Source organism: Leisingera sp. SA215, from assembly GCF_055902035.1.
Genome location: NZ_JBVVXU010000002.1, coordinates 25,460 through 49,983, shown reverse-complemented (window position 1 = coordinate 49,983; position 24,524 = coordinate 25,460). Strand labels below are relative to the sequence as shown.

Here is a 24,524-nt window from a genome sequence, read left to right as displayed (position 1 = left end):
GGATTGCAAGACGGGAGCGGTCAAGGACGGCAATGGAGCGCTGCCTTGCAGGGCTAAAGGGAAGAGGGGCGCTGCCCCTCTTGGCCTGACGGCCAATTCACCCCGGGATATTTGGAGCCAGAAGAAGCAGGCGGCCGGACAAAGCCCCGGTCCCTCATCTTGCCCGAAATACTCCCCGCCGGAGGCACGCGCCGCTAGGCGCGTCCCCTTTTGGCAGGTCTCGGCAGGCCTCAGGCCTGCGCCAGTTCCCTCTGCGCCGCAACAGCGCGCCGGGCAGCGACCGCTTCGGCCAGGGCCTCCAGCTCTGCGACGGTGTCTTCCCAGCCCAGGCAGCCGTCGGTGACCGACTGGCCGTAGGTCAGCTCCCCCTTGCCCAGGTCCTGGCGGCCTGCCACCAGATGGCTTTCGATCATCACCCCGGTGATGCGGCTGTCGCCGCCCGCAATCTGCGCCGCCACATCGCGCAGCACCGCAGGCTGCCGCATCGGGTCCTTGCCGCTGTTGGCGTGGCTGGCGTCGATCATCACATGGCCGCGGATACCGTCCTTTTCCGCCAGCTTGCAGGCGGCATCGACCGAGGCCGCGTCATAATTGGTGCCGCCGCCGCCGCGCAGGATCAGGTGGCAGTCCGGGTTGCCGCTGGTGGCCGCAATCGCCGCCCGGCCCGATTTGGCCAGCGCCATGAAATGATGCGGATGGGCGGCCGAGCGCACCGCGTCCGCCGCGATCTGCACATTGCCGCGGGTGCCGTTCTTGAAGCCGACCGGGCAGCTGAGGCCGGAGGCCATTTCGCGGTGGATCTGGCTTTCGGTGGTGCGGGCGCCGATCGCGGCCCAGGCCACCAGGTCGGAGATGTACTGCGGCACCGCCGTATCCAGGAACTCTGTCCCGACCGGCAGGCCCAGGCTGTTGATGTCCAGGCACAGGCGGCGGGCCAGACCCAGGCCCTCGTTGATGCGGAAGGAGCCGTCGAGGCCCGGGTCGTTGATCAGCCCTTTCCAGCCGCTGATGGTGCGGGGTTTCTCGAAGTAGACCCGCATCACGATCTCCAGCTGCCCGGCAAGACGCGCGCGCAGCGGCGCCAGCCGTTCGGCGTAGTCCATTGCCGCCTTGGGGTCGTGGATCGAACAGGGGCCGACGACGGCGATCACGCGGTCGTCACGGCCGTGCAGCACGTCCTGAATGGCGGTGCGGCCGGCCAGCACGGTGCCGGTGGCCGCCGCCGATGAGGGCAGCTGCGAGGCAAGGTCTTCGGGCGAGATCAGTTCCTGCATGCCGGTGATGCGGAGGTTTTCGGTCTGGGGTGTCATGGGTCTGCTTCCTTGGCGGCGGCCCTTGGCGCAGCGGCGGATACAAAAAAACCGCCGGCAGCTGCGGGCGGTTGGTGGTATCCTGGTGCGTTTCCTGTCTGTATTCAGAACGCGCTGACCCCTCCGTCCGCCATGTGGCGCGGATAAAAGAAATACCAGAATGCGGCATAGCTACGGGTCATGGACCGGACGCTAGCGGAGATTCGGGCAGCTGTCACCCCGAAAGTGGGCCCGGAGAACATCTCCGGAAAATGGCAGCAGGCCCTCCGCCGGGGAGAGCCTGTGCGGGGTTTGTGAAGCGGTTCAGAAATCCTGCCAAAGATCGCGGGCCGCATTGCCGCCTGCCGCAGCGGCCGGGGCCGGGCTGGCCTCAAGGTCCCAGTCCTCGCTGCCATGGGCTGAGGGCGCCATGGCCGCCATCGCCGGGGCGGAGGGGGCTGCAAGGCCGGCGCTGCCGCCGCCAGCCACCTGGAACCGGGCAACCAGATCCGACAGCTTGCCCGCATCGGCGTTCAGCATGTGGCCCGCCGCTGTGGCTTCCTCGACCATGGCCGCGTTCTGCTGGGTCACCTGGTCCAGCTGGGTCACGCCGGTGTTGATTTCCAGCAGGCCGGTGGATTGCTGCTCGGCGCCTTCGGCGATCTCAGACACCAGTTCCGAGATGCGGCTGACCTGGCCGACGATCGATTGCAGCGCGCCGCCGGCGCGGCCGACCAGATCCACGCCCTCGCCGACCTGGCGCGAGCTGTCGCTGATCAGGGTCTTGATCTCCATCGCCGCATCCGAGGAGCGTTGCGCCAGCGCCCGCACCTCGGATGCGACCACCGCAAAGCCGCGGCCGGCCTCGCCTGCGCGGGCGGCCTCCACCCCGGCGTTCAGCGCCAGAAGGTTGGTCTGAAAGGCGATGTCGTCGATCACCGAGATGATCTGGGAAATCTTGTTCGAGCTTTCCTCGATGCCGCTCATCGCGGCGACGGCGCTTTGCACCACCTCGCCGCTGTTTTCGGCCTCCTGGCGGGCGCCGCGCACGGTTGCCTCGACGTTGCGGGCGCCTTCGGCTGCGGATTTCACCGAGGCTGTCAGCTCATCAATGGCGGCAGCGGTTTCCTCCAGCGTGGCGGCCTGGCTTTCGGTGCGGTGGGACAGATCGTCGGAGGCCTGGCTGATCTCGGCCGCGCCGCTGCGGATGCTGGAGGCGGCATCGACCACCTGCTGCACGGTGGCGTTGAGATTGTCGATGGAGCCGTTGAAATCGGCGCGCAGCTGTTCGTATTCCTCGGGGAATTCCTCGGCGATGCGGATTGTCAGATCGCCCTGCGCCAGGCGCGCCAGACGCTGGCTCAGCTGCTGCACCACATTGCCCAGCTCGGCGTCCTTGCTTTCCGCTTTCTGCTGTTCGGCCGCCTGCATCCGAACCAGCTCCTCGCGGAATTTATCCAGTGCGCGGGCCATGTCGCCGACCTCGTCGCCGCGATTCTGGCCCTTGATCTCGACGGCATTGTTGCCCTCGGCCAACCCGCGCATCGACACCACGATGCGCCGCAGGCCCGAGGCGATGCCGGAACCGGTGATCAGCGCCATCACCGCGCCGATCAGGATCGCCGCAGCAATCGCGCCCGGGATCATGATCCGGGTCTGGGCGGCAAGCGCCTCATTGACGGCGCGGCGCGCGGCCATGGTCTCGGCGCCTTTGGCCTCGATCGAGGCCATGGTGGCACGGAAGCTGTCGAAATAAGCCTTGCCCTGGCCCTGGGCGACAAGATCGGCCATGTCATCCATAGTGGCCGCGCTGCCGATCACCCGGCGCAGCTGCAGCATCGGAACGACCACGCTGCTGCGCCATTCGTCAACGATCCTGGCCACGTTATTCAGGCGGTTCGCCTGCATCAGATTGTCAACCAGCGCCAGGCGAAGGTCCGCCAGCACCTCATTGAAGCGCCCGGTGCCCTCCATATAGGGTTCGAGAAATTCCCGGTCGCCCGCCAGAAGGAAGCCGCGCATCCCGGTTTCCATATCGACCGCCGCCGCCAGCAGATCCTTGGCGCTGCTGATGACCTTATGGGTCTGCTCCACCGCCTGCAGCGAGGTGTTCAGGTAATCCGGATCGGCAATCCCGGCATTCACCAGTGAAGAAAAGGTGTTGCGCCGGTTGTTCAGCTCGACTTCCTCTTCCTCGATCACCTTGGCAATCTCGGCGCGGAAGTCCTCGAAATAGACCCGGCCCTTGGATTTTTTCACCTCTGCCGCCATGTCGTTCATGGTCAGGGCGTCGCCGATATCGCGGCGCAAGGCAATGGCGCCTGCTGCGACATTCTCCTGCCAGCCGGCCAATGTCTGTTCGGCCGTATCGAGGTCGGCCAGCAAATCCGCATCGCCCGCTGCCAGGCTGCGCAAACTGTCCAGGGAGCCGGCAACTTTGGCGCGGCCGTCCTCAAACGGCACCAGATAGGCCTCCTGCCCGGCCAGCAAATACCCCCGCAGCCCGGCCTCCATTCCAGAGGCGGCCTGCGCCAGCGCCTGCGCTTCGGTCAAAATCTTCTGAGTGTGGTCAACAGCCTGCGCGGTCTGCGCCATACGGCCCAGGTTGACCACCGCCAGCACGCCGACCCCGAGCACCAGCAGCAGCGGAAATACCGCCACCGAAACGATTTTTACCTTGGTGCTGAGATTTGCCAGTGAGAACCGCCTGGCCGCGGGTGTCTTTTTTACTGCCATTGCATTCGCCCCGGAGCTGCCTTGAATGCCGCAGTAAAATCAGAAGAAAATTACGATTCCCTTTCGCGCAGAATGTGAATTTTAAACACCCTTGGGGTGACGCCGGAAAACGAAAAACCCCCGCTCCGGGCGGAGCGGGGGCCAGACAGGTGAACCCTGGGGTTCAGCGCGTCTTATTCTTCAGCTTCAGCTGCGGCTTCTGCTGCTTCCAGGCGGGCCTTGTCGGCGGCACCCTTGGCGGCGGTGTCGCGGTCGACAAACTCGATGATCGCCATCGGAGCCATGTCGCCGTAACGGAAGCCGGCCTTCAGGATACGGACATAGCCGCCCTGACGGTCCTTGTAACGCGGGCCCAGAACCTCGAACAGTTTCGCGACGTCCTTGTCCTGTTTCAGCTTGGAAGCTGCCTGACGGCGGGCGTGCAGGTCGCCGCGCTTTGCCAGGGTGATCATCTTTTCGATGATCGGGCGCAGTTCTTTTGCTTTCGGCAGGGTCGTCTTGATCTGCTCGTGCTCGATCAGCGAGCCGCACATGTTGGAGAACAGCGCTTTGCGGTGCTCATGAGTACGGTTCAGGCGGCGGTAACCACGTGCGTGACGCATATTGATAGTCCTTTGATCTGCGTTTTTGCTTTGTCAGGCAGCTGATGCGTGTCAGCCACTCACCTTGGGGCGGATGCCCATTCAAGCTCGAAACGCTCCACTGGAGCCTTTCTCACTCTTATTCCCCGGCAGGCCCGGGCATTGAAGAGGAGGGCCGGAGCCCCCCTCTGAAGTCTTAGAAGCTGTCTTCGAACTTCTTCGCCAGATCTTCGATGTTGTCCGGCGGCCAGTCCTCGACATCCATGCCAAGGTGCAGGCCCATGCCCGACAGAACCTCTTTGATCTCGTTCAGCGACTTGCGGCCGAAGTTGGGGGTGCGCAGCATCTCCGCTTCGGTCTTCTGGATCAGGTCGCCGATATAGACGATGTTGTCGTTCTTCAGGCAGTTCGCCGAGCGCACCGACAGTTCCAGCTCGTCCACCTTCTTCAGCAGAAGCGGGTTGAACTCGAGACCGTCGTCCTCGTCCTGGCGGCCAGCCGATTCCGGCTCGTCGAAGTTGACGAAGATCGACAGCTGGTCCTGCAGGATGCGCGCGGCATAAGCCACGGCATCGTCAGGGCTGATGGAGCCATCGGTTTCCACCTTCATGGTCAGCTTGTCATAGTCCAGCACCTGGCCCTCACGGGTCGGCTGAACGTCATAGGAGACCTTCTTGACCGGCGAATAGATCGCGTCGATCGGAATCAGCCCGATCGGAGCGTCTTCCGGCTTGTTCTTGTCTGCCGAGACATAGCCTTTGCCGGTGTTCACGGTCAGTTCCATGAACAGGTCGGCGCCGTCGTCCAGGTGGCAGATGACGTGATCGCGGTTCAGAACCTCGATGCCGGCGGTTTCGGCGATGTCGCCGGCGGTGACGACAGCCGGACCCTTGGCATTGACCGAAAGCCGCTTGGGGCCTTCGACTTCCATGCGCAGGGACACGCCCTTGAGGTTCAGGATGATGTCGGTGACGTCTTCACGCACACCGGCAACAGACGAAAACTCGTGCAGCACGTTGTCGATCTGCACGCTGGTGATGGCAGCACCCTGCAGCGAGCTCATCAGCACGCGGCGCAGCGCGTTGCCCAGGGTCAGGCCGAAACCGCGTTCCAGCGGTTCTGCAACAACAGTTGCCTGGCGTGCGGGATCATTGCCCGGCTTCACTTCCAGCTGTGCCGGCTTGATCAGCTCTGCCCAGTTCTTATGGATCATGCGTTCCCTCCATTCCTGTCCTTGCCCCATGTCCGAAAGGCCAAGGACGCCCGAGGTTTAAATGACGCACTGGGGCCCTGCGAATCAAGCGGGGCCCCAGCAAAAATTCAAAATCAGACGCGGCGGCGCTTCGGCGGGCGGCAGCCGTTGTGCGCGATCGGGGTCACATCACGGATCGAAGTGATGTTGAAACCGACGGCAGCCAGTGCGCGCAGTGCCGATTCACGGCCCGAACCGGGGCCCTGAACTTCGACTTCCAGCGTCTTCACACCGTGGTCCTGTGCCTTCTTGCCTGCATCTTCTGCAGCCATCTGTGCGGCATAGGGGGTGGATTTCCGCGAACCCTTGAAACCCATGGTGCCGGCGGACGACCAAGCGATCGCGTTGCCCTGCACGTCGGAGATCAGGATTTTGGTGTTGTTGAACGACGAGTTCACATGCGCAACGCCGGTTGCGATGTTCTTGCGTTCTTTACGCTTAACGCGTGTCTTATCACGTGCCATTGATCGAACCCTCCCTTACTTCTTCTTGCCGGCAATGGCCTTTGCGGGGCCTTTGCGGGTGCGAGCGTTGGTGTGGGTACGCTGACCGCGAACGGGCAGGTTACGGCGGTGACGCAGGCCGCGGTAGCAACCGAGATCCATCAGGCGCTTGATGTTCATCTGAACTTCGCGGCGCAGGTCGCCTTCAACGGTGAAGTTGGCGTCGATGTGCTCGCGCACGGCCAGAACTTCGGCGTCGCTGAGTTCGTTCACACGGCGGGTCGGATCGATGCCAACGGCTTCGCAGATCGCTTTGGCCGAAGTGTTACCGATACCGGTGATATAGGTGAGGGCGATGGGAACCCGCTTTGCAGTCGGGATGTTAACGCCGGCAATACGTGCCACGTGTCACTTTCCTTTTGGTTGCGGTTCCGTAACGCCGGAACCTTTTTTCACAACACTTGACCGTGGCAGTGTGGCCAGAGGGTCCAGCATTTCGAGGTAGTTAAGCAGGCAAACGAATCTGCCCGCCGGGAATCGTCCCCAGAAGGGATGCCGGTAACTAGGGGCTGGGAAATGGGCCGTCAAGCCCTAAAGGAGAAGCCCCGCCGGTCTGGCAGGGATTGGGTATTCCGGCACAGGGACGCGCTGCCGCCCCGCAGCCTGCGGCAGGCATTATTCGCCCATGATCCAGGCCATGTTCTTGCGGACTTCCTCAATCGAGGCGAGGCCGTCGATACGCTGCAGGTTGCCCTTGGCGTAGTAGTAGCCGATCAGCGGCGAGGTCTTCTTGTAATACTCCATCAGACGGGTCTTGAGGCTGTCCTCATTGTCGTCCGCCCGGCGCTGCACATCGTCGCTGCCGCAGTTGGCGCATTTGCCGTCGGCAGGCCAGGGCTTGGTCTGGTCATGATAAACCTCGCCGCAGCCGCCGCAGGTCGAGCGGCCGGTGATGCGGGCGACCAGCGCCGCGTCATCGACCTGCATCTCGATCACTGCATCCAGCTTGAGATCCATCTCTTCCAGCAGTTTGCTAAGCGCATCCGCCTGCGCCAGGGTGCGCGGGAACCCGTCAAAGATAAACCCGCCCTCGGCGCCCTCGCGCAGCTTCTCGCGGATCAGGCCAATGACGATCTGGTCGGTGACCAGCTTGCCCTCGGCCATGATGGCAGCGACCTTCTTGCCCATTTCGGTTCCGGAGGTCTGGGCATCGCGCAGCATGTCGCCGGTGCTGAGCTGCACCATGCCGCGGGTTTCAACCAGGTAGCGCGCCTGCGTACCTTTACCCGCCCCCGGCGGGCCAAGAAGAATAATGTTGGTCATCGGCGAGAGGGTCCCCGTTTTGTCCGTTTCTTGTTGCGCCCGCGCAGCTGGCTTTTCTCGATAAGCCCCTCATACTGATGCGCGAGGAGGTGGCTTTGCACCTGCTGAATGGTGTCCATGGTAACGGATACCACAATCAGAACAGACGTGCCGCCGAAATAGACCGGGATGGCGAATTGGCCGCGGAGCACCTCAGGCAGCAGGCAGACCAGCGCCAGATAACCGGAGCCCAGAACCAGGATGCGGTTGACAACATATTCGATGTATTCCGCGGTCTTTTTGCCGGGACGAATGCCAGGGACAAAGCCGTTCTGGTTCTTCAGGTTGTTCGCCACGTCGTCCGGTTTGAAGGAGACGTTGAAGGTGTAGAAATAGGCAAAGAACACGATCATCGCGACGAAGAACAGCAGATACAGCGGCTGGCCGGGACCGAAGTTCGCCAAGAGCCAGGACATCACCGGACCGGTCGCAGCGCCCGAAGAGAACGCCGAAATGGTGGTCGGCAGCAGCAGCAGCGAGGAGGCGAAGATCGCCGGGATCACGCCCGCCGGGTTGACCTTGACCGGCAGATGCGACGAGCCGCCGTCATAGACCTTCATGCCGACCTGGCGGCGCGGGTACTGGATGTGGATCTTGCGCAGGGCGCGTTCCATGAACACCACGAACATGATCACCGCGATCACCATCAGGATCACACCGATGATCACCGCGGGGCTGATCGCGCCGGAGCGGCCGGAGGCGAAGAACTGGGCGATTGCCGCGGGAACTTCGGCGATGATGCCGACAAAGATGATCAGCGAAATGCCGTTGCCGATGCCGCGCTGGGTGATCTGCTCGCCCAGCCACATCAGGAACATGGTGCCGCCCACAAGCGTGATCATGCAGGCCATGCGGAAATACATGCCCGGATCGGTCGCCAGGTCGCCCTGCTCCAGCGACACGGCGAGGCCGTAGGCCTGCGCGGTCGCCAGCGCCACGGTGCCGTAGCGGGTGTACTGGTTGATCTTCTTGCGGCCCTGCTCGCCCTCTTTCTTGAGCTGCTCAAGCGCGGGCACCATCGAGGTCAGAAGCTGAACGATAATGGAGGCGGAAATATAGGGCATGATGCCAAGGGCGAAAATGCCCATCCGGCCGAGCGCGCCGCCGGTGAACATCGACACCATGCCGCCGATGCCCTGGCCCGCCTGCTCCATGAACTGGCGCAGGGCTGCCGCATCGATTCCCGGAACCGGAATGAACGTGCCCAGGCGGTAGACAATCAATAGGCCGATGGTGAACAGGATCCGGTTGCGCAGATCCGTGGCCTTGCCCAGGGCAGCCCAGCTGGTGTTCGCCGCCATTTGTTCTGCTGCTGATACCATGAAAAGGTCTCTTCTTTAGCGAAACGCCGCCCGGAACCGTTTTCCGGCTCGGGCGGCGTTCTAGGAAAACTCGAAGACTATGTAAGCGGCATTGGCGCCGCTCACAAGCCGTTACTCTGCGGCGGCTGCAGTTGCCACAGTCAGAGCGCCGCCAGCTTTTGCAACGGCGTCAACGGCAGCAGCCGATGCACCGGTCACGGTGATGGTGGCCTTGGCGGTGATTTCGCCCTTCGCGAGGATGCGGACACCGTCCAGCTTGCGGCGCACCAGGCCCGATGCGATCAGCGAATCTTCGGTGATCGAGGCGGCGTCCAGCTTGCCTGCGTCGATGAATTTCTGGATCAGACCCAGGTTCACAACGGCGTATGCCTTGCGGTTCGGCTTGTTGAAGCCGCGCTTGGGCAGACGCTGGTACAAGGGCATCTGACCGCCTTCGTAACCGTTGATCGAAACACCCGAACGGGATTTCTGACCTTTGATACCACGGCCGCCCATCTTGCCCTTGCCAGAGCCGGGGCCGCGGGCCACACGCATGCGTTTTTTGGTTGCGCCAGGATTGTCGCTGAGTTCGTGAAGTTTCATGTCGCTTCTCCTTGCCGGATGTGGCCCCCGAAGCGTGATGGGCCAACCGCGGCGTTTCTTGATTGGTGATTCCGTGGCGCAGAACGCCACCGGGTGCCTATAGACGGGATGCGGGAAGGGATCAAGCCCCGCGGCCTCGGCAAACGGGCGGCGCAGGCGAATCCGCCCGCCAAGGCCCCTGCCCTGCCGGTTGCGTGTTCTGCCGCTTGTCTCTCTGTGTCCGTTCCGTCGCTGGCTGGCCGTTAAAGGGGGGCGGCGCCGCCGGGGTGGAGATGGGATGGGGCTGCCCCCATGCGAAAACGCGTCTTGCGCGCTCCGGGTGCCAGACCGGAGCCCTGTTCCAGGTGCCGGGGGTGTCAGGCCCGGCGGGTGATCATGACCGGGGACGATCCTGCCACAGCAGCGTTAAAGCCGTGTGGGCGGGGCGTACGGTGCCGGGGCAACACCTCCCCGGCAAACAAAAACGCCCCCGCCGGGAGGGCGGGGGCGTTTTCGGGCCGGTCTTTCGGAGAGGGAGGAGGATCCGGGGCCGGCCAGGGAGATTACCTGCCGTAGACGTGCTCGCGGGCAACGCCGGGGATGGCGCCGCGGCTAAGGCCGATATCGGCCAGGTCACGGGCGGACATCGCTTGCAGGGCGGTCACGGTCGCCTTGTAGTCGCGGCGCAGTTTCCAGGTCCGGATCAGCCCGGCGGCAAAGCCTGCGAAACGGGCGGAGATCCCGGCGGAGGGCGCGGAGAGAGTTGAATATGCCATTGTTCTTGGTCCTTCACATCGGTGCCGGGACGTGCTCCCGGCGCGGTGCATGATCTGTTCGTTTCAAGTGAACGGGACATAAGGACGCCGCGGGACAGCCACAATGGATGTTTTGGTCTGGCCGCTATGCAGTTCCCGCATGGCACGATCGCCTGAGGTATCCTGAGCGGGGCGCAAAAGAAAACGCCCCTGCCGGGAGAGGGCAGGGGCGTTTTGGCCCGGACACGAAAGAAGAGGAGGAGGAGAGAAGCGTCCGGGAAGGGGGGAATTCTTAGTTGTAGACGTGCCGGCGCGCCAGATCGGCGATATCGTCCCGGCGCACGCCGATGTCGGAAAGCGCGTGATCGCTCAACGCGTCAAGCTCGTTGTAGGTGCGCTGGTATTCGCGGGCTTTGTCCCAGGAATCGGCCAGGCTTGCCACCGCTGCACGGATGCGTGCGGTCAGGCTTTGGGGGCTGTATGCGGTGCTGATAACATGTGCCATCGAAACGATCCTTATCTCTGCGGCCGGGCCTATTCCCGGTGGTCTGTGTGTGGTCATTTGCTGTGACCCCGAGATAGGGGGGCGCTGCGATTCCAACAACTGACGGAACCGGCAAGCCGCTATGCAAGCGGCGCAAGGGGCTGAATGGCCGGTGACCGCCCTGCCCTTGCCCGGACCTCTGCGCCAACGAAAAACGCCCCCGGTTTCCCGGAGGCGTTTTCATTAGTCAGGGATCGAAAAGGGCTTAGCCGCGCTCTTCGATGATCTGAACCAGATGCGGGATCGAGTCGACCATGCCGCGCACCGAAGGAGTGTCCTCCAGCTCACGGGTCTTGTGCATCTTGTTCAGGCCCAGGCCAACCAGGGTTGCGCGCTGTTTGGCGGGGCGGCGGATCGGCGAGCCGATCTGCTTGACGACGATGGTTTTTGCCATGTCTCTCTACTCCTTACGCTTCAGCTTCGGCGGCTGCCGGTGCTTCGTCCCGCTTGGGCAGGATGTCAGCGACCTTTTTGCCGCGGCGCTGAGCCACCGCACGCGGGCTCTGCTCTTTCTGCAGGCCGTTCAGGGTGGCGCGGATCATGTTGTAGGGGTTCTGCGAGCCGATCGACTTGGACACAACGTCCTTGATGCCGAGCATTTCGAAGACGGCACGCATCGGGCCACCTGCGATGATACCGGTACCTTCCGGTGCGGTACGCATCACAACTTTGCCTGCGCCGTGACGGCCGGCCATGTCGTGGTGCAGGGTGCGGCCCTCTTTCAGCGGCACACGGACCATCTGGCGCTTGGCCTGCTCGGTCGCCTTGCGGATCGCCTCGGGCACTTCTTTCGCCTTGCCCTTGCCAAAGCCGACGCGGCCCTTCTGGTCGCCAACGACAACCAGGGCGGCAAAGCCAAAGCGCTTACCGCCTTTTACGGTTTTGGACACGCGGTTGATCGCGACCAGGCGATCTGCGAATTCCGGTGTCTCGTCACGGTCGCGGCGGTTGCCGCGGCGGTTATCACGTTCTGCCATCAGGCATTCCTTTTAAGAGAGGCGCACTGCACAAAGCACGGAGCGCCTGTTGTTCCAATCCTGGTGAGGTCCGGCGCATGGCCGGCCTCCCGGATCATCGGGGCGGCCCCTGAAGGCCGCCCGCATGGGATTTAGATCTTCAGACCGCCTTCACGCGCAGCGTCGGCCAGAGCCTTCACCTTGCCGTGGAACAGGAAGCCGCCGCGGTCGAAGTAGGCTTCGCTCACACCGGCCGCTTTTGCGCGTTCGGCGATCAGAGCACCCACTTTGGTCGCTGCTTCGACGTTGTTCTTGCCAACTACGCCGAGATCTTTTTCCAGGGTCGAAGCGGAGGCCACGGTCACGCCGCGCAGATCGTCGATCAACTGAACAGAGATGTTCTTGTTCGAACGGTGCACGGACAGACGCGGACGGCCTGCGTTCACTTTGCGAAGCTTGTTCCGGACGCGCAGCCGGCGCTTCAGAAACAGGGTACGTTTGCTGTTTGCCATTTTGCTGGTCCTTACTTCTTCTTGCCTTCCTTGCGGAAGATGAACTCGCCCTTATAGCGGATGCCCTTGCCTTTGTACGGCTCGGGACGGCGCCATTCGCGGATTTTCGCCGCGACTTCGCCCACCTGCTGCTGGTCGATACCTTCCACAACGATTTCGGTCTGCTTCGGTGCGGTGATGGTGACGCCATCAGGTGCAGTGAAGTCGACATCGTGGCTGTAGCCCAGGTTCAGCTTCAGGGTGTTGCCCTGCATCTGAGCCCGGTAACCCACACCCTGGATTTCCAGTTCTTTCTTGAAGCCCTGGGTCACGCCGGTGACGAGGTTGGCCACCTGAGTGCGGGACATCCCCCACTGCTGACGGGCACGCTTGGACTTGCCGCGCGGCTCGATGGTGACCACGTTGTCGTTGACCACCAGGGTCACGTCGTCGGTGGCAGTGAAGGTGCGGGCGCCTTTCGGGCCTTTCACTTCGATGGTCTGGCCGGACACGGCAGCGGACACGCCGCTGGGCAGTTCGACCGGTTTTTTACCAATACGGGACATCTGCGAGGCCTCCTTAGAAGACGGTGCAGAGCACTTCGCCGCCAACGTTGGCTGCGCGTGCGCTTGCGTCCGACATCACACCCTGGGGGGTGGAGACAATCGACACGCCCAGGCCCTGACGGACCGACGGGATGTCATTGACGCCCATGTAAACGCGGCGGCCGGGCTTGGAGACCCGCTTAAGCTCGCGAATGACAGGTTCGCCGTCGAAGTATTTCAGACTGATTTCGATGGCCGGGTGGCCATTGGCACCAGTCATCTTCTCATAACCGCGGATGTAGCCCTCGTCCGCCAGCACGTCCAGCACCCAGGCCCGCAGCTTGGAAGCCGGGGTCAGGACAGTGGATTTGCCGCGCATCTGAGAGTTACGGATACGGGTGAGCATATCGCCGATAGGATCGTTCATATCTGTCTCTCCCTTACCAGCTCGATTTCACCATGCCGGGGATCTGACCAGCAGACCCCAGCTCGCGCAGCGCAATACGGCTGACCTTCAGCTTACGGTAGTAAGCGTGCGGACGGCCGGTGAGCTGGCAGCGGTTGTGAAGACGGGTTGCCGACGAGTTGCGCGGCAGTTTCGCCAGTTTCAGACGCGCTTTGAAACGCTCTTCCATCGGGCGGCTTTCGTCAGTCGCGATCTCTTTCAGCTCGGCACGCTTTGCGGCATATTTTGCCACCAGGCGTTCGCGCTTCTTCTCGCGTTCGATCATGCTTTTCTTAGCCATGGTCTCTATCCTTCCCGCGCTTAGCTGTTGAAGGGCATGTTGAAAGCTTTCAACAGCGCCTTTGCTTCCGCGTCGGTTTTCGCGGTGGTGGCGATCACGATGTCCATGCCCCAGGGCTCATCGATTTTATCAAAATCGATTTCCGGGAACACGATGTGCTCTTTCAGGCCCATGGCATAGTTGCCGCGGCCGTCGAAAGAGGTGCCCGAAACGCCGCGGAAGTCGCGGATACGGGGCATCGCAATGGTGATCAGACGGTCGAGGAATTCGTACATCCGGTCACCGCGCAGGGTCACCTTGGCGCCCATCGGCATGCCTTCGCGAACGCGGAAGCCGGCGATGGAGTTCTTTGCCACGGTGGTCAGAGCTTTCTGGCCCGCGATGAGAGTCAGATCCGCCTGGGCGGATTTGGCTTTCTTGCTGTCTTTGACAGCAGCGCGGCCGCAGCCGATGTTCAGAACGATCTTCTCCAGCTTGGGGAGCATCATCTCGTTCTTGTAGCCGAACTCTTCTTTCAGGGCGCCGCGGATGGCGTCCTTGTAAAGAGTCTTCAGACGCGGGGTGTAGGTTGCAGCGTCAAGCATCAGACAGTCTCCCCGGTGGTCTTGGCGAAGCGCACCTTCTTGCCGTCTTCCTCGCGGAAGCCGACGCGGGTTGCTTTGCCGTTGCTGTCCAGCAGCGCCAGGTTCGACAGGTCGATCGGCAGTGCTTTGGGCAGACGGCCGCCCTGTTCGTTTTGCGACTGGCGGGTATGGCGGATCGCCATGTTCACGCCCTCGACGATGGCTTTGCCGGCTTTCGGGTCAACAGAGGCGATAGCGCCTTCTTTGCCTTTGTCTTTGCCGGACAGCACGACGACCTTGTCGCCTTTGCGGAGTTTAGCAGCCATGATTACAGCACCTCCGGAGCAAGCGAGATGATCTTCATGAAATTCTTCGCGCGCAGTTCACGAACAACCGGGCCAAAGATACGGGTACCAACCGGCTCGTTGTTGTTGTTCAGGATAACGGCTGCGTTCCGGTCGAACCGGATTGCAGTGCCGTCTTCGCGGCGGACTTCTTTGGCGGTGCGCACGACAACGGCCTTACGGACGTCGCCTTTTTTCACGCGGCCGCGCGGGATGGCTTCCTTGACCGAAACGACAATGATGTCGCCTACGGATGCGTATTTACGCTTGGAGCCACCCAGAACCTTGATGCACTGAACTCGGCGGGCGCCGGAGTTGTCAGCAACATCCAGATTTGTTTGCATCTGGATCATGTGGTTTCTCCCGACCTATGGGGCGCCGATGCGTGGCGTGATCCCCCAGGGTTTCGACTTTGCTTTTCAGCCCAGTCGCCAGGAGTCTCGAGATGAGACTCTTAGGCTTCCAGAACTTCCCAGCGTTTCGTTTTCGATTTCGGCGCGCATTCGATGATGCGTACAGAGTCGCCGACCTTGAAAGCGTTCTTTTCATCGTGAGCCCGGTATTTCTTGGACTTACGGATGGTTTTCTTCAGAACCGGATGCGTGAAGCGGCGTTCAACCGAAACAGTCACGGTCTGGGCGTTGGCATCGCTGGTCACGGTGCCAGTGAGAATACGTTTGGGCATCGTGTCGCTCCTTATTCAGCTGCTGCAGCAGCTTTTTCGTTCAGGATGGTCTTCACTTTGGCAGCGTTGCGGCGGGCCGCTTTGATGCCTGCAGTGTTTTCCAGCTGACCGGTCGCCTGCTGAAAACGCAGGTTGAAGCTCTCTTTTTTCAGGGATGCGAGGGCATCGCGGAGTTCATCCACGGTTTTGTCGCGCAGATCATTGGCGTTCATCGCCTTTGTTCCTTGTCCAAAGCACCAGAAGGCCCCTGAGGCGGGTAACCTTTGACCTGGTGGGTTATGTCAACCGCGCCGGAAAGCGCGGCAAAAAAGAATCACCCGGCCCGAATCCAAAGCGGAAAGGGGACAGGCGATGGGTCCCTATAGAGGAGACAGGGTGCAGGGGCAAGGGAAAGATAGGGATGCTCCGCGCCCCCGCCTGCCCTGCGGCGGCTCAGATGATCTCATCCTCGTCGAACATCGCCGCGTCCTCCAGCTGCGCGTGCAGGCTCTCGATGCGGCTTTCGGCCTCCGCCGTGTTCACTCTGGCGATGTGGAACAGGGCGTCGCCCTCATTCACGATCGGCATGTTGGCACGGCCGATGATAAGACCGGCCTGGCTTGCCTGCAGCTCTTCCTCGTTTTCGCCGAAGGGATCGGAAACAACCCCCAGCACGTCGCCCTCCTCGACCATTTCGCCGGTGGTCTTGTAGGTCCGCAGCAACCCGCCGGCGGGCGCGCGCTCCCAGCTGCTGCTGCCCGCACGGACCGGAACCACCTCGGCCAGCGGCACCCCGTCCTCGGGGATCATGTCCAGCGCGTGCATCACCCGCAGGATGCCGGCCACCCCGACCCGGGCGGATTGCTCATCGAACCTGAGCCCCTCGCCGGCCTCATACAGCAGCACGTCGACCCCGCGCACCTGCGCCTCCTTGCGCAGGGAGCCGTCGCGCAGCCCGGAGCGGATCACCACCGGCGCGCCAAAGGCATCGGCATACTCCAGGGTCTCCTGCGCCTTCGGCGACACCCGGATCTGCGGCATGTTGCTGCGGTGGATGGCGGCGGAATGCAGGTCGATGCCAAGATCGCAGCGGTCCACCACTTCGGTCATGAACAGATACGCCAGGCGGCTGGCCAGCGACCCGCTGCCGCTGCCCGGAAAACAGCGGTTGAGGTCGCGCCGGTCCGGCAGGTAGCGGGAATGGTTCAGAAACCCGAAGGTGTTGACGATCGGCACCACGATCAAGGTGCCCTTGAGACGGGAGAATTTGCGGCTGCGCAGCAGGCGGCGGGCGATTTCCACGCCGATCACCTCGTCGCCGTGAATCGCGGCGGAGACAAACAGCGCAGGCCCGTCCGCGGTCCCGTGGACCACATGCGCCGACATGGTGACCGGCGTGTGGTCCGACAGCACGCTCACTGGCAGGTCCACCGTACAGCGGGTGCCGGGCGGGATGCGGAAGCCGCCGATTTCAAAGTCAGGACGGGGCGCCATGGCATGGCCTTTCGAACAGATGCCCCGACAGCCTTAACTAGTTTTCCGCATTACGCAATCGCGACGGGCCGCGCCGGCGCTCTGCCGGTCCCGCCTGAAACGCTCCCCCGGAGCCTTCCCAAGACGGCGCTCACTCCCAGCGGTAGTTGAAACTGACCGACACCCGCTCGTCCTCGGCCATGTTCAAGGGCACCTCGTGGCGGATGAAGCTTTCCCACAGCAGCACGTCGCCCACGCTGGGCGACTGATAGACAAAGGTCCGCAGTTCCTGGCGGCAATCCTTGGTGCGCGGCGGGTGCGCCATCATCATCGCATGGCGCGGGTCCTCCAGCTTCAGCGCCGAGGCGCCCTCGGGCATCGACACATAGGTGGTGCCGGAAATCACCGAATGCGGGTGGATGTGGCTGGCGTGGGTGCCGCCCTCGGGCAGGATGTTGATCCACAGATCCTCCAGCACCAGCTTGCGCCCGTCCAGGTCCAGCTCCAGATCCCCGGCAAAAGCCGCGACATGCAGATCCAGCGATTTCACCAGATCGGCAAAGATCGGAAACCGCCAGGGCAGATCGCTCAGCGACGCATAGGAGGTATAGCCGGGATAGCCATTCTCCTCGCACCAGTCCTGCCCGGCATCGTCGTCGCCGGCGATGACAAGACAGGAGTTCTCCAGTTCCTGCGCGTCAATCGATGGTCCGTGTTCGGACAGCTGCGCGCGGTAGAGGCGGGTCACAAAGAGCGATTCAATCTGGGCCATGGCGCTCTGATACCCCAGCGCCCCTGCCTTGGCGAGATGCATCCTGCACAGCATCGCCGCTTCTTTCCGGTTCGCAATACTCGGGGCAGCCGCCAGGGGCGGCGGCGGCAGCGCCCCGGCTGGCGGGCGCAACGAAAAACCCCCGCTGATTGCTCAACGGGGGTCTTAATATTTTCAAAACTGGCAGGTTTTACCAGTCTTCGCGAACCACGACGCGGGTCTTGACCGGCAGTTTCATCGCTGCCAGGCGCAGGGCCTCGCGGGCGACTTCATCGGTGACGCCGTCGATCTCGAACATCACGCGGCCAGGCTTAACCTTGGCTGCCCAGTAGTCCACGGAGCCTTTACCTTTACCCATACGGACTTCGGTCGGCTTCGAGGTCACCGGAGTGTCCGGGAAGATACGGATCCAGACACGGCCCTGGCGTTTCATGTGCCGGGTCATGGCGCGGCGGGCAGCCTCGATCTGGCGTGCAGTCACACGCTCAGGAGTGGTTGCCTTCAGGCCATAGGTGCCGAAGTTCAGGTCGGAACCGCCTTTTGCCAGGCCGTGGATCCGGCCCTTGTGCATCTTGCGGAATTTAGTGCGCTTTGGCTGAAGCATCTCAAATCCTCCTTAGCGACGGCCGCCACCGGCACCGCGAGGTGCTGGGCCGTCCTGGATTTCTTGTGCTTTACGGTCACGCGCCGCCGGATCGTGCTCCATGATCTCGCCTTTGAAGATCCAGACCTTGATCCCGATGATCCCATAGGGGGTCATCGCTTCGGTGGGTGCGTAATCGATGTCGGCACGCAGGGTGTGCAGCGGCACGCGGCCTTCGCGGTACCATTCGGTACGGGCGATTTCAGCACCGCCCAAACGGCCCGCGACGTTCACCCGGATACCCAGGGCGCCCATGCGCATGGCATTCTGCACGGCACGTTTCATCGCGCGGCGGAAGGACACACGGCGTTCCAGCTGCTGGGCGATGGACTCGCCGACCAGAGCTGCGTCCAGTTCCGGCTTGCGCACTTCAACGATGTTGAGGTGCAGCTCGCTGTCGGTCATCGCGGCCAGCTTTTTACGCAGGACTTCGATGTCCGCGCCTTTCTTGCCGATGATGACGCCCGGACGGGCGGTGTGAATGGTGACGCGGCATTTCTTGTGCGGGCGTTCGATGATCACCCGTGCAATACCTGCCTGCTTGCACTCGGTCTTGATGAACTCGCGGATTTTCAGGTCCTCGAGCAGCAGATCACCGTAGTCTTTGGTGTCAGCGTACCAGCGGCTGTCCCAGGTGCGGTTCACCTGCAGGCGCATGCCGATCGGATTGACTTTATGACCCATTAGGCTTGCTCCTCAACTTGACGCACCTTGATGGTGATCTCCGCAAACGGCTTCAGGATTTTGCCGAACCGGCCACGGGCACGCGGGCGGCCGCGCTTCATGGTCAGGTTCTTGCCGACCCACGCCTCGGCGACGACCAGTTCATCGACGTCCAGGTTGTGGTTGTTTTCCGCGTTTGCGATGGCGGACTGAAGGCATTTCTTCACGTCCTGAGCAATCCGCTTGTTGGAGAATGTCAGGTCGGTCAGCGCCTTCTCGACTTTCTTGCCACGGATCATCTGAGCCACCAGGTTCAGTTTCTGCGGGCTGGTGCGAAGCATGCGCAGTTTTGCCATTGCTTCGTTGTCGGCCACGCGGCGGGGATTCTTTTCCTTACCCATGACTTACTTCCGCTTCGCTTTTTTGTCAGCGGCATGGCCATAATAGGTGCGGGTCGGCGAATATTCACCGAACTTCTGACCGATCATGTCTTCCGAGACGTTGACTGGGATGTGCTTTTTGCCGTTGTAGACACCAAAGGTCAGGCCGACGAACTGCGGCAGGATGGTGGAACGGCGCGACCAGATCTTGATCACTTCATTGCGGCCCGACTCACGCGCTGCTTCGGCCTTTTTCAGGACATAAGCATCAACGAAGGGGCCTTTCCATACGGAACGTGCCATGGATTAGCGGCCTTTCTTCTTGGCGTGGCGCGAGCGGACGATAAGCTTCTGCGACGCCTTGTTTTTGTTGCGGGTCCGTTTGCCCTTGGTCGGTTTGCCCCAGGGGGTCACCGGGTGGCGGCCACCGGAGGTCCGGCCTTCACCACCGCCGTGGGGGTGGTCGATCGGGTTCATCACGACACCACGCACCGAAGGACGCTTGCCCTTGTGGCGCATACGGCCGGCTTTACCGAAGTTCTGGTTCGAGTTGTCGGGGTTCGACACGGCACCGACGGTGGCCATGCATTCCTGACGCACCAGGCGCAGCTCGCCCGAGGACAGGCGGATCTGGGCGTAACCGCCATCCCGGCCAACGAACTGAGCGTAGGTACCGGCTGCACGGGCGATCTGGCCGCCTTTGCCGGGCTTCATTTCGATGTTGTGGATGATGGTGCCGATCGGCATGCCCGAGAACGGCATTGCGTTGCCCGGCTTGATGTCAGCCTTCGCCGAAGCGATGACCTTGTCGCCGACGGCCAGGCGCTGCGGCGCCAGGATGTAGGCTTGTTCGCCGTCTTCGTATTTGATCAGCGCGATGAATGCGGTCCGGTTCGGGTCGTATTCGATCCGCTCAACGGTGGCCGCTACATCAAATTTGTTCCGTTTGAAGTCAACGATCCGGTAGAGGCGCTTTGCGCCGCCGCCACGGCGGCGTGCAGTGATCCGTCCGGTGTTGTTCCGGCCGCCCGATTTGGTCAGACCCTCAGTGAGAGATTTGACCGGACGCCCTTTCCAAAGCTCCGAACGGTCGATCAGAACCAGCCCACGCTGGCCCGGCGTCGTCGGCTTATACGACTTGAGTGCCATGCTTTCTGTCTTCCGTTTAGCGTGCCCGGCCTTAGGTTATTGTCTTTGGCCCGGCTATGTTTAAGGCCCCCGTAGGTGCCAAAGATATAGGGCCCCGAAGGTCCCAGAGTTGATGCATCCTGACAAACGTAACAACCCCGGAACGAATCCGGGGTCTGCAGGATTGGTGCGAGGTAACAGAGATGCGGGGGGGTGTCTAGGGGTATGTCGAGAGGAAGCTACTGATGCCGCGTAGCACCCTTTAACCACCTAGCTCCAACTATCCAATGCCACACTCTAACGTCTGGTATAACCCCAATTGACCTGAGCTTCGCGAGTGTAGTGGACCAAAGCCCCCCCAATCTCCTCACCATTAATTGTAAAGCGCCGGATCGCATCAAAAAGGGCGTCCTTTTTGAAAGGGATATGAATAGCCGCCGCATCACCACTGTCGAGCCGGTCAGCAAGAGTTTTGGGCCAAAGCCCTCGAAGCGCTGAAGGATTCAAGATGGAGGGAAAGCCCGTGTAGGCAACAATGAGTGGAAGCTCGTAAGTGTCCACAGCCTTTTCAACTTCCCAAGACAGCAAGCTTCCGACACGGCGTGTATCCGCAGAAACAATAACAACCATATTTTTGGAAGCCGCCAGCCTTTGGCGGATACTGGCTTGCAAAGTAGCAAGTTTGCTCGTGTCCCCTACGGAGCTGGCTTTGTCATGACTGTTTACGAACTTAAAATCGATACCTTTTAAGGCATTCCATCCCTGCACGGTCGCATAGTATCGAAAATCAGACTTGGTAGGGTCGGTTTGACCTAGTCCATCAAATGCAAAATATGTTCCGGTTCTACTAGCCATGCGTCCAATTCCTCACATGATCTTTGAGGTTAAATTCACCGCTTTTTTCGTGCGGAAGTATGATCTTGATTTCCTTAGTTATCCGGCCACGCCGACTTTCCTCGAGAATAGCCGTAATAATGAGGTCGAGTAGGACAGAGTTTTTTATGCCGACGCGCGCCAGCCCAGACCCCATTAAGGGAATTGCTAATGGCTCCAGTGAGCAGGCCGCCCTTGCCTCAACCAACACCCCCCTCACTGCGGCAATCAACATTTCCGCATTTGCTGAGGTTACGTTGGTATCGGCATCGGTTTCGCCAAGTGCAACAAACAAGAACTTCTGACTATCAGCCGACGCACGTGCCGTCGTGCCAATGGGGTATCTAGTCTTGTTACCTTTCCGTCGCGTTTCTTGCCGCCCATCAATGTGTCGAAGGGAAGAGTTAATCTGTTCCACCCAATTTTGCCGGTTCTCGCTCCAGAATTTGTTGAGAGCAATCCCATGTAGAGATCGCGAAGAAACTAGATCCTCGTCAACGTGGCTATCGAAGAAATCATTGACACCGACAACCTTCCAACCCGTTTCCTCGAACAAGTCCGAAAACTTCACTTGTATCAACGTGTCGTTCCCAGGGTTAGGAATTGTAACTTCACCTTTAAGAAAGCCATTCAGTAGATAGCCATCCACGAGGAACACGCAAACTCCAGGCAAGACCCCTAGCGCCAAGAAAGCGCAGAAATTCATAGAGATGTTGGCATCCGTGAGGACCTCAAAAGCCTCCAAGCTCAGAAAGATGGCCCCAAAAGCCCATAGCACTGACCCCAACAAATCGCGCCAGTGATCCACGATTTTCTTCATTTTCCGCCCAACTCAAACCTTGCTCAAAAGGGTGTATAAGCGCACTCAATAACCCGCAAGGGGTGAATTCAACGTGGCGTTTGGCAGTTTATCCCGGCCAAATCCGTACGACCTCGCCGGCACGCACACCGCCAGCCAAAGCGCCGCCCCATGGGGGCGGGTCATGCCAGCGTCATGCTTTCAGCATGGTGCTGGCGCGGCGGCCTGCGGCCTTGCTGCCGCGCTATGGGCAAGATCACAGGGCAGCGCTTTGGCAGCCCGTTGCACGAGCAGCGCACGCTAGGCTGCGCAAATCTTAACCGGCAGCGGCTACTGATAAAGGCAGACCCTTCACGAGGACCCCGCCATGCCCGCAAGCCCCAGCCCCCCCCCTTCCCTAACGAAAAAGGCCCCCGCTTGCGCGAGGGCCTTCCAATCTTGTCAGAGAGGCAGATCTCAGAGTCCGGTGGACACGTCGATGGTGTTGCCTTCTTCCAGGGTCACATAGGCTTTCTTCACGTCTTTCCGGCGGCCCATCTGGCCGCGGAAGCGCTTCACCTTGCCCTTGGTGATGGTGGTGTTGACCGCTTTCACCTTGACGCCAAAGAGCGCCTCGACGGCTTCTTTGATCATCGGCTTGTTCGAGTCGATTGCCACCTCAAAGACCACTGCGCCGTTTTCGGACGCCATGGTGGTTTTCTCGGTGATGATCGGCTTGCGGACCACATCGTAGTGTTCTGCTTTAGCGCTCATTTCAGGCGAGCCTCCAGTGCTTCGACACCTGCTTTGGTGATCACCAGGGTGTCACGCTTCAGGATGTCATAGACGTTTGCACCCATCGTCGGCAGGATATCCAGGCCTTCGATGTTGCGCGACGCTTTCAGGAAGTCTTCGTTGACCGAAGAGCCGTCGATGACCAGCGCGCGTTTCCAGCCCAGGTTTTTCACCTGTTTGGCCAGAGCGGCGGTTTTGCCTTCGGAGGCTGCATCCTCGATGATGACCAGTTCGCCCGCTTTGGCTTTGGCGGACAGCGCATGGCGCAGGCCCAGCTTGCGGAACTTCTTGGTCAGATCGTGGCCGTGCGACCGCGGGGTCGGGCCCTTGTAGATACCACCCTTGCGGAAGATCGGCGCGTTGCGGTCACCGTGGCGTGCGCCGCCGGTGCCCTTCTGGCGATAGATCTTCTTGGTAGAGTAGGAGGTCTCCGAGCGGGTCTTCACCTTGTGGGTGCCCTGCTGCGCGTTGTTGCGCTGCCAGCGGACCACACGGTGCAGGATGTCCGCACGCGGCTCCAGGCCGAACAGGTCTTCCGACAGTTCGATGTCGCCGGACTTGCCGCCGTCGAGTTTGATCACGTCAAGTTTCATGCTTCACCACCTTCCGCGGGAGCTTCCGCAGTTTTCAGAGCGGCCGGGAAAGGCAGACCCTCGGGGGCTTTCTTCTTCACGGCGTCCTTGACGGTAACCCAGCCGGATTTCGGGCCGGGAACGGCGCCTTTGATGAAGACCAGGCCGCGGTCGGCGTCGGTTTTCACCACTTCCAGGTTCTGGGTGGTCACGCGGGCTGCGCCCATGTGGCCGGCCATCTTCTTGCCTTTGAAGACTTTGCCCGGATCCTGACACTGACCGGTGGAGCCGTGCGAACGGTGCGAGATCGACACACCGTGTGTCGCACGCAGGCCGCCGAAGTTGTGCCGCTTCATGGCACCGGCGAAACCTTTACCGATCGAGGTGCCGGTGACGTCCACTTTCTGGCCTGCCAGGAAGTGTTCGGCCGAAATTTCGGCGCCGACTTCGATCAGGGCGTCTGCGGGCACGCGGAATTCCACGAGCTTCCGCTTCGGGGCAACCTTGGCAGCGGCGAAGTGGCCGCGCATGGCTTGCGACGTGCGCTTTGCCTTGGCGGACCCAGCACCGAGCTGAACGGCGGTGTAGCCGTCTTTGTCATCGGTGCGCTGTGCAACAACCTGCAGGCCGTCCAGCGACAGAACGGTCACAGGGATCTGCTTGCCGTCTTCCAGGAACAGCCGGGTCATGCCGACTTTCTTTGCGATAATACCAGAGCGCATATTCATTACCCTCCGATCTTACGACTGCAGCTTGATTTCGACGTCCACACCAGCGGCGAGGTCGAGCTTCATCAGCGCGTCCACGGTCTGGGGGGTCGGATCAACGATGTCGAGCAGGCGCTTGTGGGTCCGGATTTCGAACTGGTCGCGCGATTTCTTGTCAACGTGGGGGCCACGCAGAACAGTGAATTTCTCGATTTTGTTCGGCATCGGGATCGGGCCACGGACCTGAGCGCCGGTGCGCTTGGCTGTGTTGACGATTTCCTGGGTGCTGGCATCCAGCACGCGGTAATCGAATGCCTTCAGCCGAATGCGAATGTTTTGGCTTTGCATTACATCTGCCTTTATTGAGGCGTTGAGGTTGAGAGGAGGGCCAGCGACCACCGCGAACCCTCATCGAACCCAAAAGGCGGGAATCACCCCGCCTCTATCCGCACAGAGCGAACCTGCGCGCTATACGCCTGCTGCGGCAGTCTGGCAAGGGGTTTCGCACCGAAACGGTTGCGTTTGGGGCGTACGGCGGGTTTGGGGTTTGTTAGGGAGAGTTAAAGGCAGGTTACGCGGACAGAGC

The 24,524-nt window shown here is 61.4% G+C and carries 35 protein-coding genes; all 35 read right to left on the bottom strand.

The window, feature by feature from the left end:
- Positions 1–230: 230 nt before the first annotated feature.
- A complete protein-coding gene (locus tag AC0KW6_RS04730) occupies positions 231–1,310 on the bottom strand; it encodes a 3-deoxy-7-phosphoheptulonate synthase (RefSeq protein ID WP_323775797.1) in 1,080 nt (359 codons plus the stop codon).
- A 303-nt stretch (positions 1,311–1,613) separates the two neighbouring features.
- Entirely contained in the window at positions 1,614–4,025 is a 2,412-nt protein-coding gene (locus AC0KW6_RS04725; RefSeq protein WP_474034245.1) for a CHASE3 domain-containing protein, read from the bottom strand.
- Between the two features lie 173 nt (positions 4,026–4,198).
- Positions 4,199–4,627: a 50S ribosomal protein L17 gene (gene rplQ, locus AC0KW6_RS04720; protein WP_024088563.1), complete on the bottom strand. Its 429-nt coding sequence runs from the start codon at positions 4,625–4,627 to the stop codon at positions 4,199–4,201.
- Positions 4,628–4,802: 175 nt separating this feature from the next.
- Complete coding sequence (locus tag AC0KW6_RS04715) at positions 4,803–5,819, bottom strand: DNA-directed RNA polymerase subunit alpha (RefSeq protein WP_323775799.1); 1,017 nt, start codon at positions 5,817–5,819, stop codon at positions 4,803–4,805.
- A 113-nt stretch (positions 5,820–5,932) separates the two neighbouring features.
- A complete protein-coding gene (gene rpsK / locus AC0KW6_RS04710) occupies positions 5,933–6,322 on the bottom strand; it encodes a 30S ribosomal protein S11 (RefSeq protein ID WP_024088561.1) in 390 nt (129 codons plus the stop codon).
- Positions 6,323–6,337: 15 nt separating this feature from the next.
- Entirely contained in the window at positions 6,338–6,706 is a 369-nt protein-coding gene (rpsM, locus tag AC0KW6_RS04705) for a 30S ribosomal protein S13 (protein ID WP_323775800.1), read from the bottom strand.
- A 270-nt stretch (positions 6,707–6,976) separates the two neighbouring features.
- On the bottom strand, positions 6,977–7,624 hold the full coding sequence (locus AC0KW6_RS04700; RefSeq protein ID WP_323775801.1) for an adenylate kinase: 648 nt from the start codon (positions 7,622–7,624) through the stop codon (positions 6,977–6,979).
- Positions 7,621–8,985 carry a preprotein translocase subunit SecY gene (secY, locus tag AC0KW6_RS04695; protein ID WP_024088558.1) on the bottom strand — a complete coding sequence of 455 codons (1,365 nt, stop codon included), beginning with the start codon at positions 8,983–8,985 and terminating at the stop codon, positions 7,621–7,623. Before secY ends, AC0KW6_RS04700 begins: the two co-directional genes overlap by 4 nt.
- 111 nt (positions 8,986–9,096) lie before the next feature.
- Positions 9,097–9,567 carry a 50S ribosomal protein L15 gene (gene rplO, locus AC0KW6_RS04690; protein WP_024088557.1) on the bottom strand — a complete coding sequence of 157 codons (471 nt, stop codon included), beginning with the start codon at positions 9,565–9,567 and terminating at the stop codon, positions 9,097–9,099.
- 542 nt (positions 9,568–10,109) lie between these two features.
- Positions 10,110–10,322 (bottom strand): DUF1127 domain-containing protein, encoded by a 213-nt coding sequence (locus tag AC0KW6_RS04685; protein ID WP_323775802.1) that lies wholly within the window; start codon positions 10,320–10,322, stop codon positions 10,110–10,112.
- Positions 10,323–10,593: 271 nt separating this feature from the next.
- Complete coding sequence (locus tag AC0KW6_RS04680) at positions 10,594–10,806, bottom strand: DUF1127 domain-containing protein (protein ID WP_323775803.1); 213 nt, start codon at positions 10,804–10,806, stop codon at positions 10,594–10,596.
- 244 nt (positions 10,807–11,050) lie between these two features.
- Complete coding sequence (gene rpmD, locus AC0KW6_RS04675; protein WP_024088554.1) at positions 11,051–11,239, bottom strand: 50S ribosomal protein L30; 189 nt, start codon at positions 11,237–11,239, stop codon at positions 11,051–11,053.
- Positions 11,240–11,252: 13 nt separating this feature from the next.
- The gene (gene rpsE, locus AC0KW6_RS04670) at positions 11,253–11,822 is read right to left on the bottom strand and encodes a 30S ribosomal protein S5 (RefSeq protein WP_024088553.1); all 570 of its coding nucleotides are present in this window, start codon (positions 11,820–11,822) and stop codon (positions 11,253–11,255) included.
- Between the two features lie 131 nt (positions 11,823–11,953).
- Positions 11,954–12,313: a 50S ribosomal protein L18 gene (gene rplR, locus AC0KW6_RS04665; RefSeq protein ID WP_027257354.1), complete on the bottom strand. Its 360-nt coding sequence runs from the start codon at positions 12,311–12,313 to the stop codon at positions 11,954–11,956.
- Between the two features lie 11 nt (positions 12,314–12,324).
- A complete protein-coding gene (gene rplF / locus AC0KW6_RS04660; protein WP_323775805.1) occupies positions 12,325–12,858 on the bottom strand; it encodes a 50S ribosomal protein L6 in 534 nt (177 codons plus the stop codon).
- A 13-nt stretch (positions 12,859–12,871) separates the two neighbouring features.
- Positions 12,872–13,264, bottom strand: coding sequence for a 30S ribosomal protein S8 (rpsH, locus tag AC0KW6_RS04655; protein WP_024088550.1), 393 nt, complete (start codon positions 13,262–13,264; stop codon positions 12,872–12,874).
- Between the two features lie 13 nt (positions 13,265–13,277).
- Positions 13,278–13,583, bottom strand: coding sequence for a 30S ribosomal protein S14 (rpsN, locus tag AC0KW6_RS04650; RefSeq protein ID WP_024088549.1), 306 nt, complete (start codon positions 13,581–13,583; stop codon positions 13,278–13,280).
- Positions 13,584–13,603: 20 nt separating this feature from the next.
- Positions 13,604–14,167, bottom strand: coding sequence for a 50S ribosomal protein L5 (rplE, locus tag AC0KW6_RS04645; RefSeq protein ID WP_323775806.1), 564 nt, complete (start codon positions 14,165–14,167; stop codon positions 13,604–13,606).
- Positions 14,167–14,472: a 50S ribosomal protein L24 gene (gene rplX, locus AC0KW6_RS04640; protein ID WP_024088547.1), complete on the bottom strand. Its 306-nt coding sequence runs from the start codon at positions 14,470–14,472 to the stop codon at positions 14,167–14,169. Before rplX ends, rplE begins: the two co-directional genes overlap by 1 nt.
- Before the next feature lie 2 nt (positions 14,473–14,474).
- Positions 14,475–14,843, bottom strand: coding sequence for a 50S ribosomal protein L14 (rplN, locus tag AC0KW6_RS04635; protein ID WP_005621870.1), 369 nt, complete (start codon positions 14,841–14,843; stop codon positions 14,475–14,477).
- 101 nt (positions 14,844–14,944) lie between these two features.
- Positions 14,945–15,175: a 30S ribosomal protein S17 gene (rpsQ, locus tag AC0KW6_RS04630; protein ID WP_024088546.1), complete on the bottom strand. Its 231-nt coding sequence runs from the start codon at positions 15,173–15,175 to the stop codon at positions 14,945–14,947.
- 11 nt (positions 15,176–15,186) lie between these two features.
- The gene (gene rpmC, locus AC0KW6_RS04625; RefSeq protein WP_024088545.1) at positions 15,187–15,387 is read right to left on the bottom strand and encodes a 50S ribosomal protein L29; all 201 of its coding nucleotides are present in this window, start codon (positions 15,385–15,387) and stop codon (positions 15,187–15,189) included.
- A 220-nt stretch (positions 15,388–15,607) separates the two neighbouring features.
- Positions 15,608–16,648 (bottom strand): succinylglutamate desuccinylase/aspartoacylase family protein, encoded by a 1,041-nt coding sequence (locus AC0KW6_RS04620; protein ID WP_474034243.1) that lies wholly within the window; start codon positions 16,646–16,648, stop codon positions 15,608–15,610.
- Between the two features lie 130 nt (positions 16,649–16,778).
- The gene (locus AC0KW6_RS04615) at positions 16,779–17,399 is read right to left on the bottom strand and encodes a TIGR02466 family protein (protein ID WP_474034363.1); all 621 of its coding nucleotides are present in this window, start codon (positions 17,397–17,399) and stop codon (positions 16,779–16,781) included.
- 190 nt (positions 17,400–17,589) lie between these two features.
- Positions 17,590–18,003 carry a 50S ribosomal protein L16 gene (gene rplP / locus AC0KW6_RS04610; protein ID WP_024088541.1) on the bottom strand — a complete coding sequence of 138 codons (414 nt, stop codon included), beginning with the start codon at positions 18,001–18,003 and terminating at the stop codon, positions 17,590–17,592.
- Between the two features lie 12 nt (positions 18,004–18,015).
- Positions 18,016–18,726, bottom strand: coding sequence for a 30S ribosomal protein S3 (gene rpsC / locus AC0KW6_RS04605; RefSeq protein WP_323775808.1), 711 nt, complete (start codon positions 18,724–18,726; stop codon positions 18,016–18,018).
- Entirely contained in the window at positions 18,726–19,106 is a 381-nt protein-coding gene (rplV, locus tag AC0KW6_RS04600) for a 50S ribosomal protein L22 (RefSeq protein ID WP_024088540.1), read from the bottom strand. Before rplV ends, rpsC begins: the two co-directional genes overlap by 1 nt.
- A gap of 3 nt (positions 19,107–19,109) precedes the next feature.
- Positions 19,110–19,388 (bottom strand): 30S ribosomal protein S19, encoded by a 279-nt coding sequence (rpsS, locus tag AC0KW6_RS04595; protein WP_024088539.1) that lies wholly within the window; start codon positions 19,386–19,388, stop codon positions 19,110–19,112.
- A gap of 3 nt (positions 19,389–19,391) precedes the next feature.
- The gene (rplB, locus tag AC0KW6_RS04590) at positions 19,392–20,234 is read right to left on the bottom strand and encodes a 50S ribosomal protein L2 (protein ID WP_323783580.1); all 843 of its coding nucleotides are present in this window, start codon (positions 20,232–20,234) and stop codon (positions 19,392–19,394) included.
- Between the two features lie 276 nt (positions 20,235–20,510).
- On the bottom strand, positions 20,511–21,068 hold the full coding sequence (locus tag AC0KW6_RS04585) for a TIR domain-containing protein (RefSeq protein WP_474034242.1): 558 nt from the start codon (positions 21,066–21,068) through the stop codon (positions 20,511–20,513).
- A complete protein-coding gene (locus AC0KW6_RS04580) occupies positions 21,061–21,906 on the bottom strand; it encodes a macro domain-containing protein (protein ID WP_474034241.1) in 846 nt (281 codons plus the stop codon). The genes AC0KW6_RS04585 and AC0KW6_RS04580 overlap by 8 nt, the downstream gene beginning before the upstream one ends.
- Positions 21,907–22,341: 435 nt before the next feature.
- Positions 22,342–22,638: a 50S ribosomal protein L23 gene (locus AC0KW6_RS04575; RefSeq protein ID WP_024088533.1), complete on the bottom strand. Its 297-nt coding sequence runs from the start codon at positions 22,636–22,638 to the stop codon at positions 22,342–22,344.
- Positions 22,635–23,252, bottom strand: a complete 618-nt coding sequence (rplD, locus tag AC0KW6_RS04570) for a 50S ribosomal protein L4 (protein ID WP_323783584.1) — start codon at positions 23,250–23,252, stop codon at positions 22,635–22,637. Before rplD ends, AC0KW6_RS04575 begins: the two co-directional genes overlap by 4 nt.
- On the bottom strand, positions 23,249–23,953 hold the full coding sequence (rplC, locus tag AC0KW6_RS04565) for a 50S ribosomal protein L3 (RefSeq protein ID WP_024088531.1): 705 nt from the start codon (positions 23,951–23,953) through the stop codon (positions 23,249–23,251). Before rplC ends, rplD begins: the two co-directional genes overlap by 4 nt.
- Before the next feature lie 18 nt (positions 23,954–23,971).
- Entirely contained in the window at positions 23,972–24,286 is a 315-nt protein-coding gene (gene rpsJ / locus AC0KW6_RS04560; RefSeq protein ID WP_019298501.1) for a 30S ribosomal protein S10, read from the bottom strand.
- Positions 24,287–24,524: the final 238 nt, after the last annotated feature.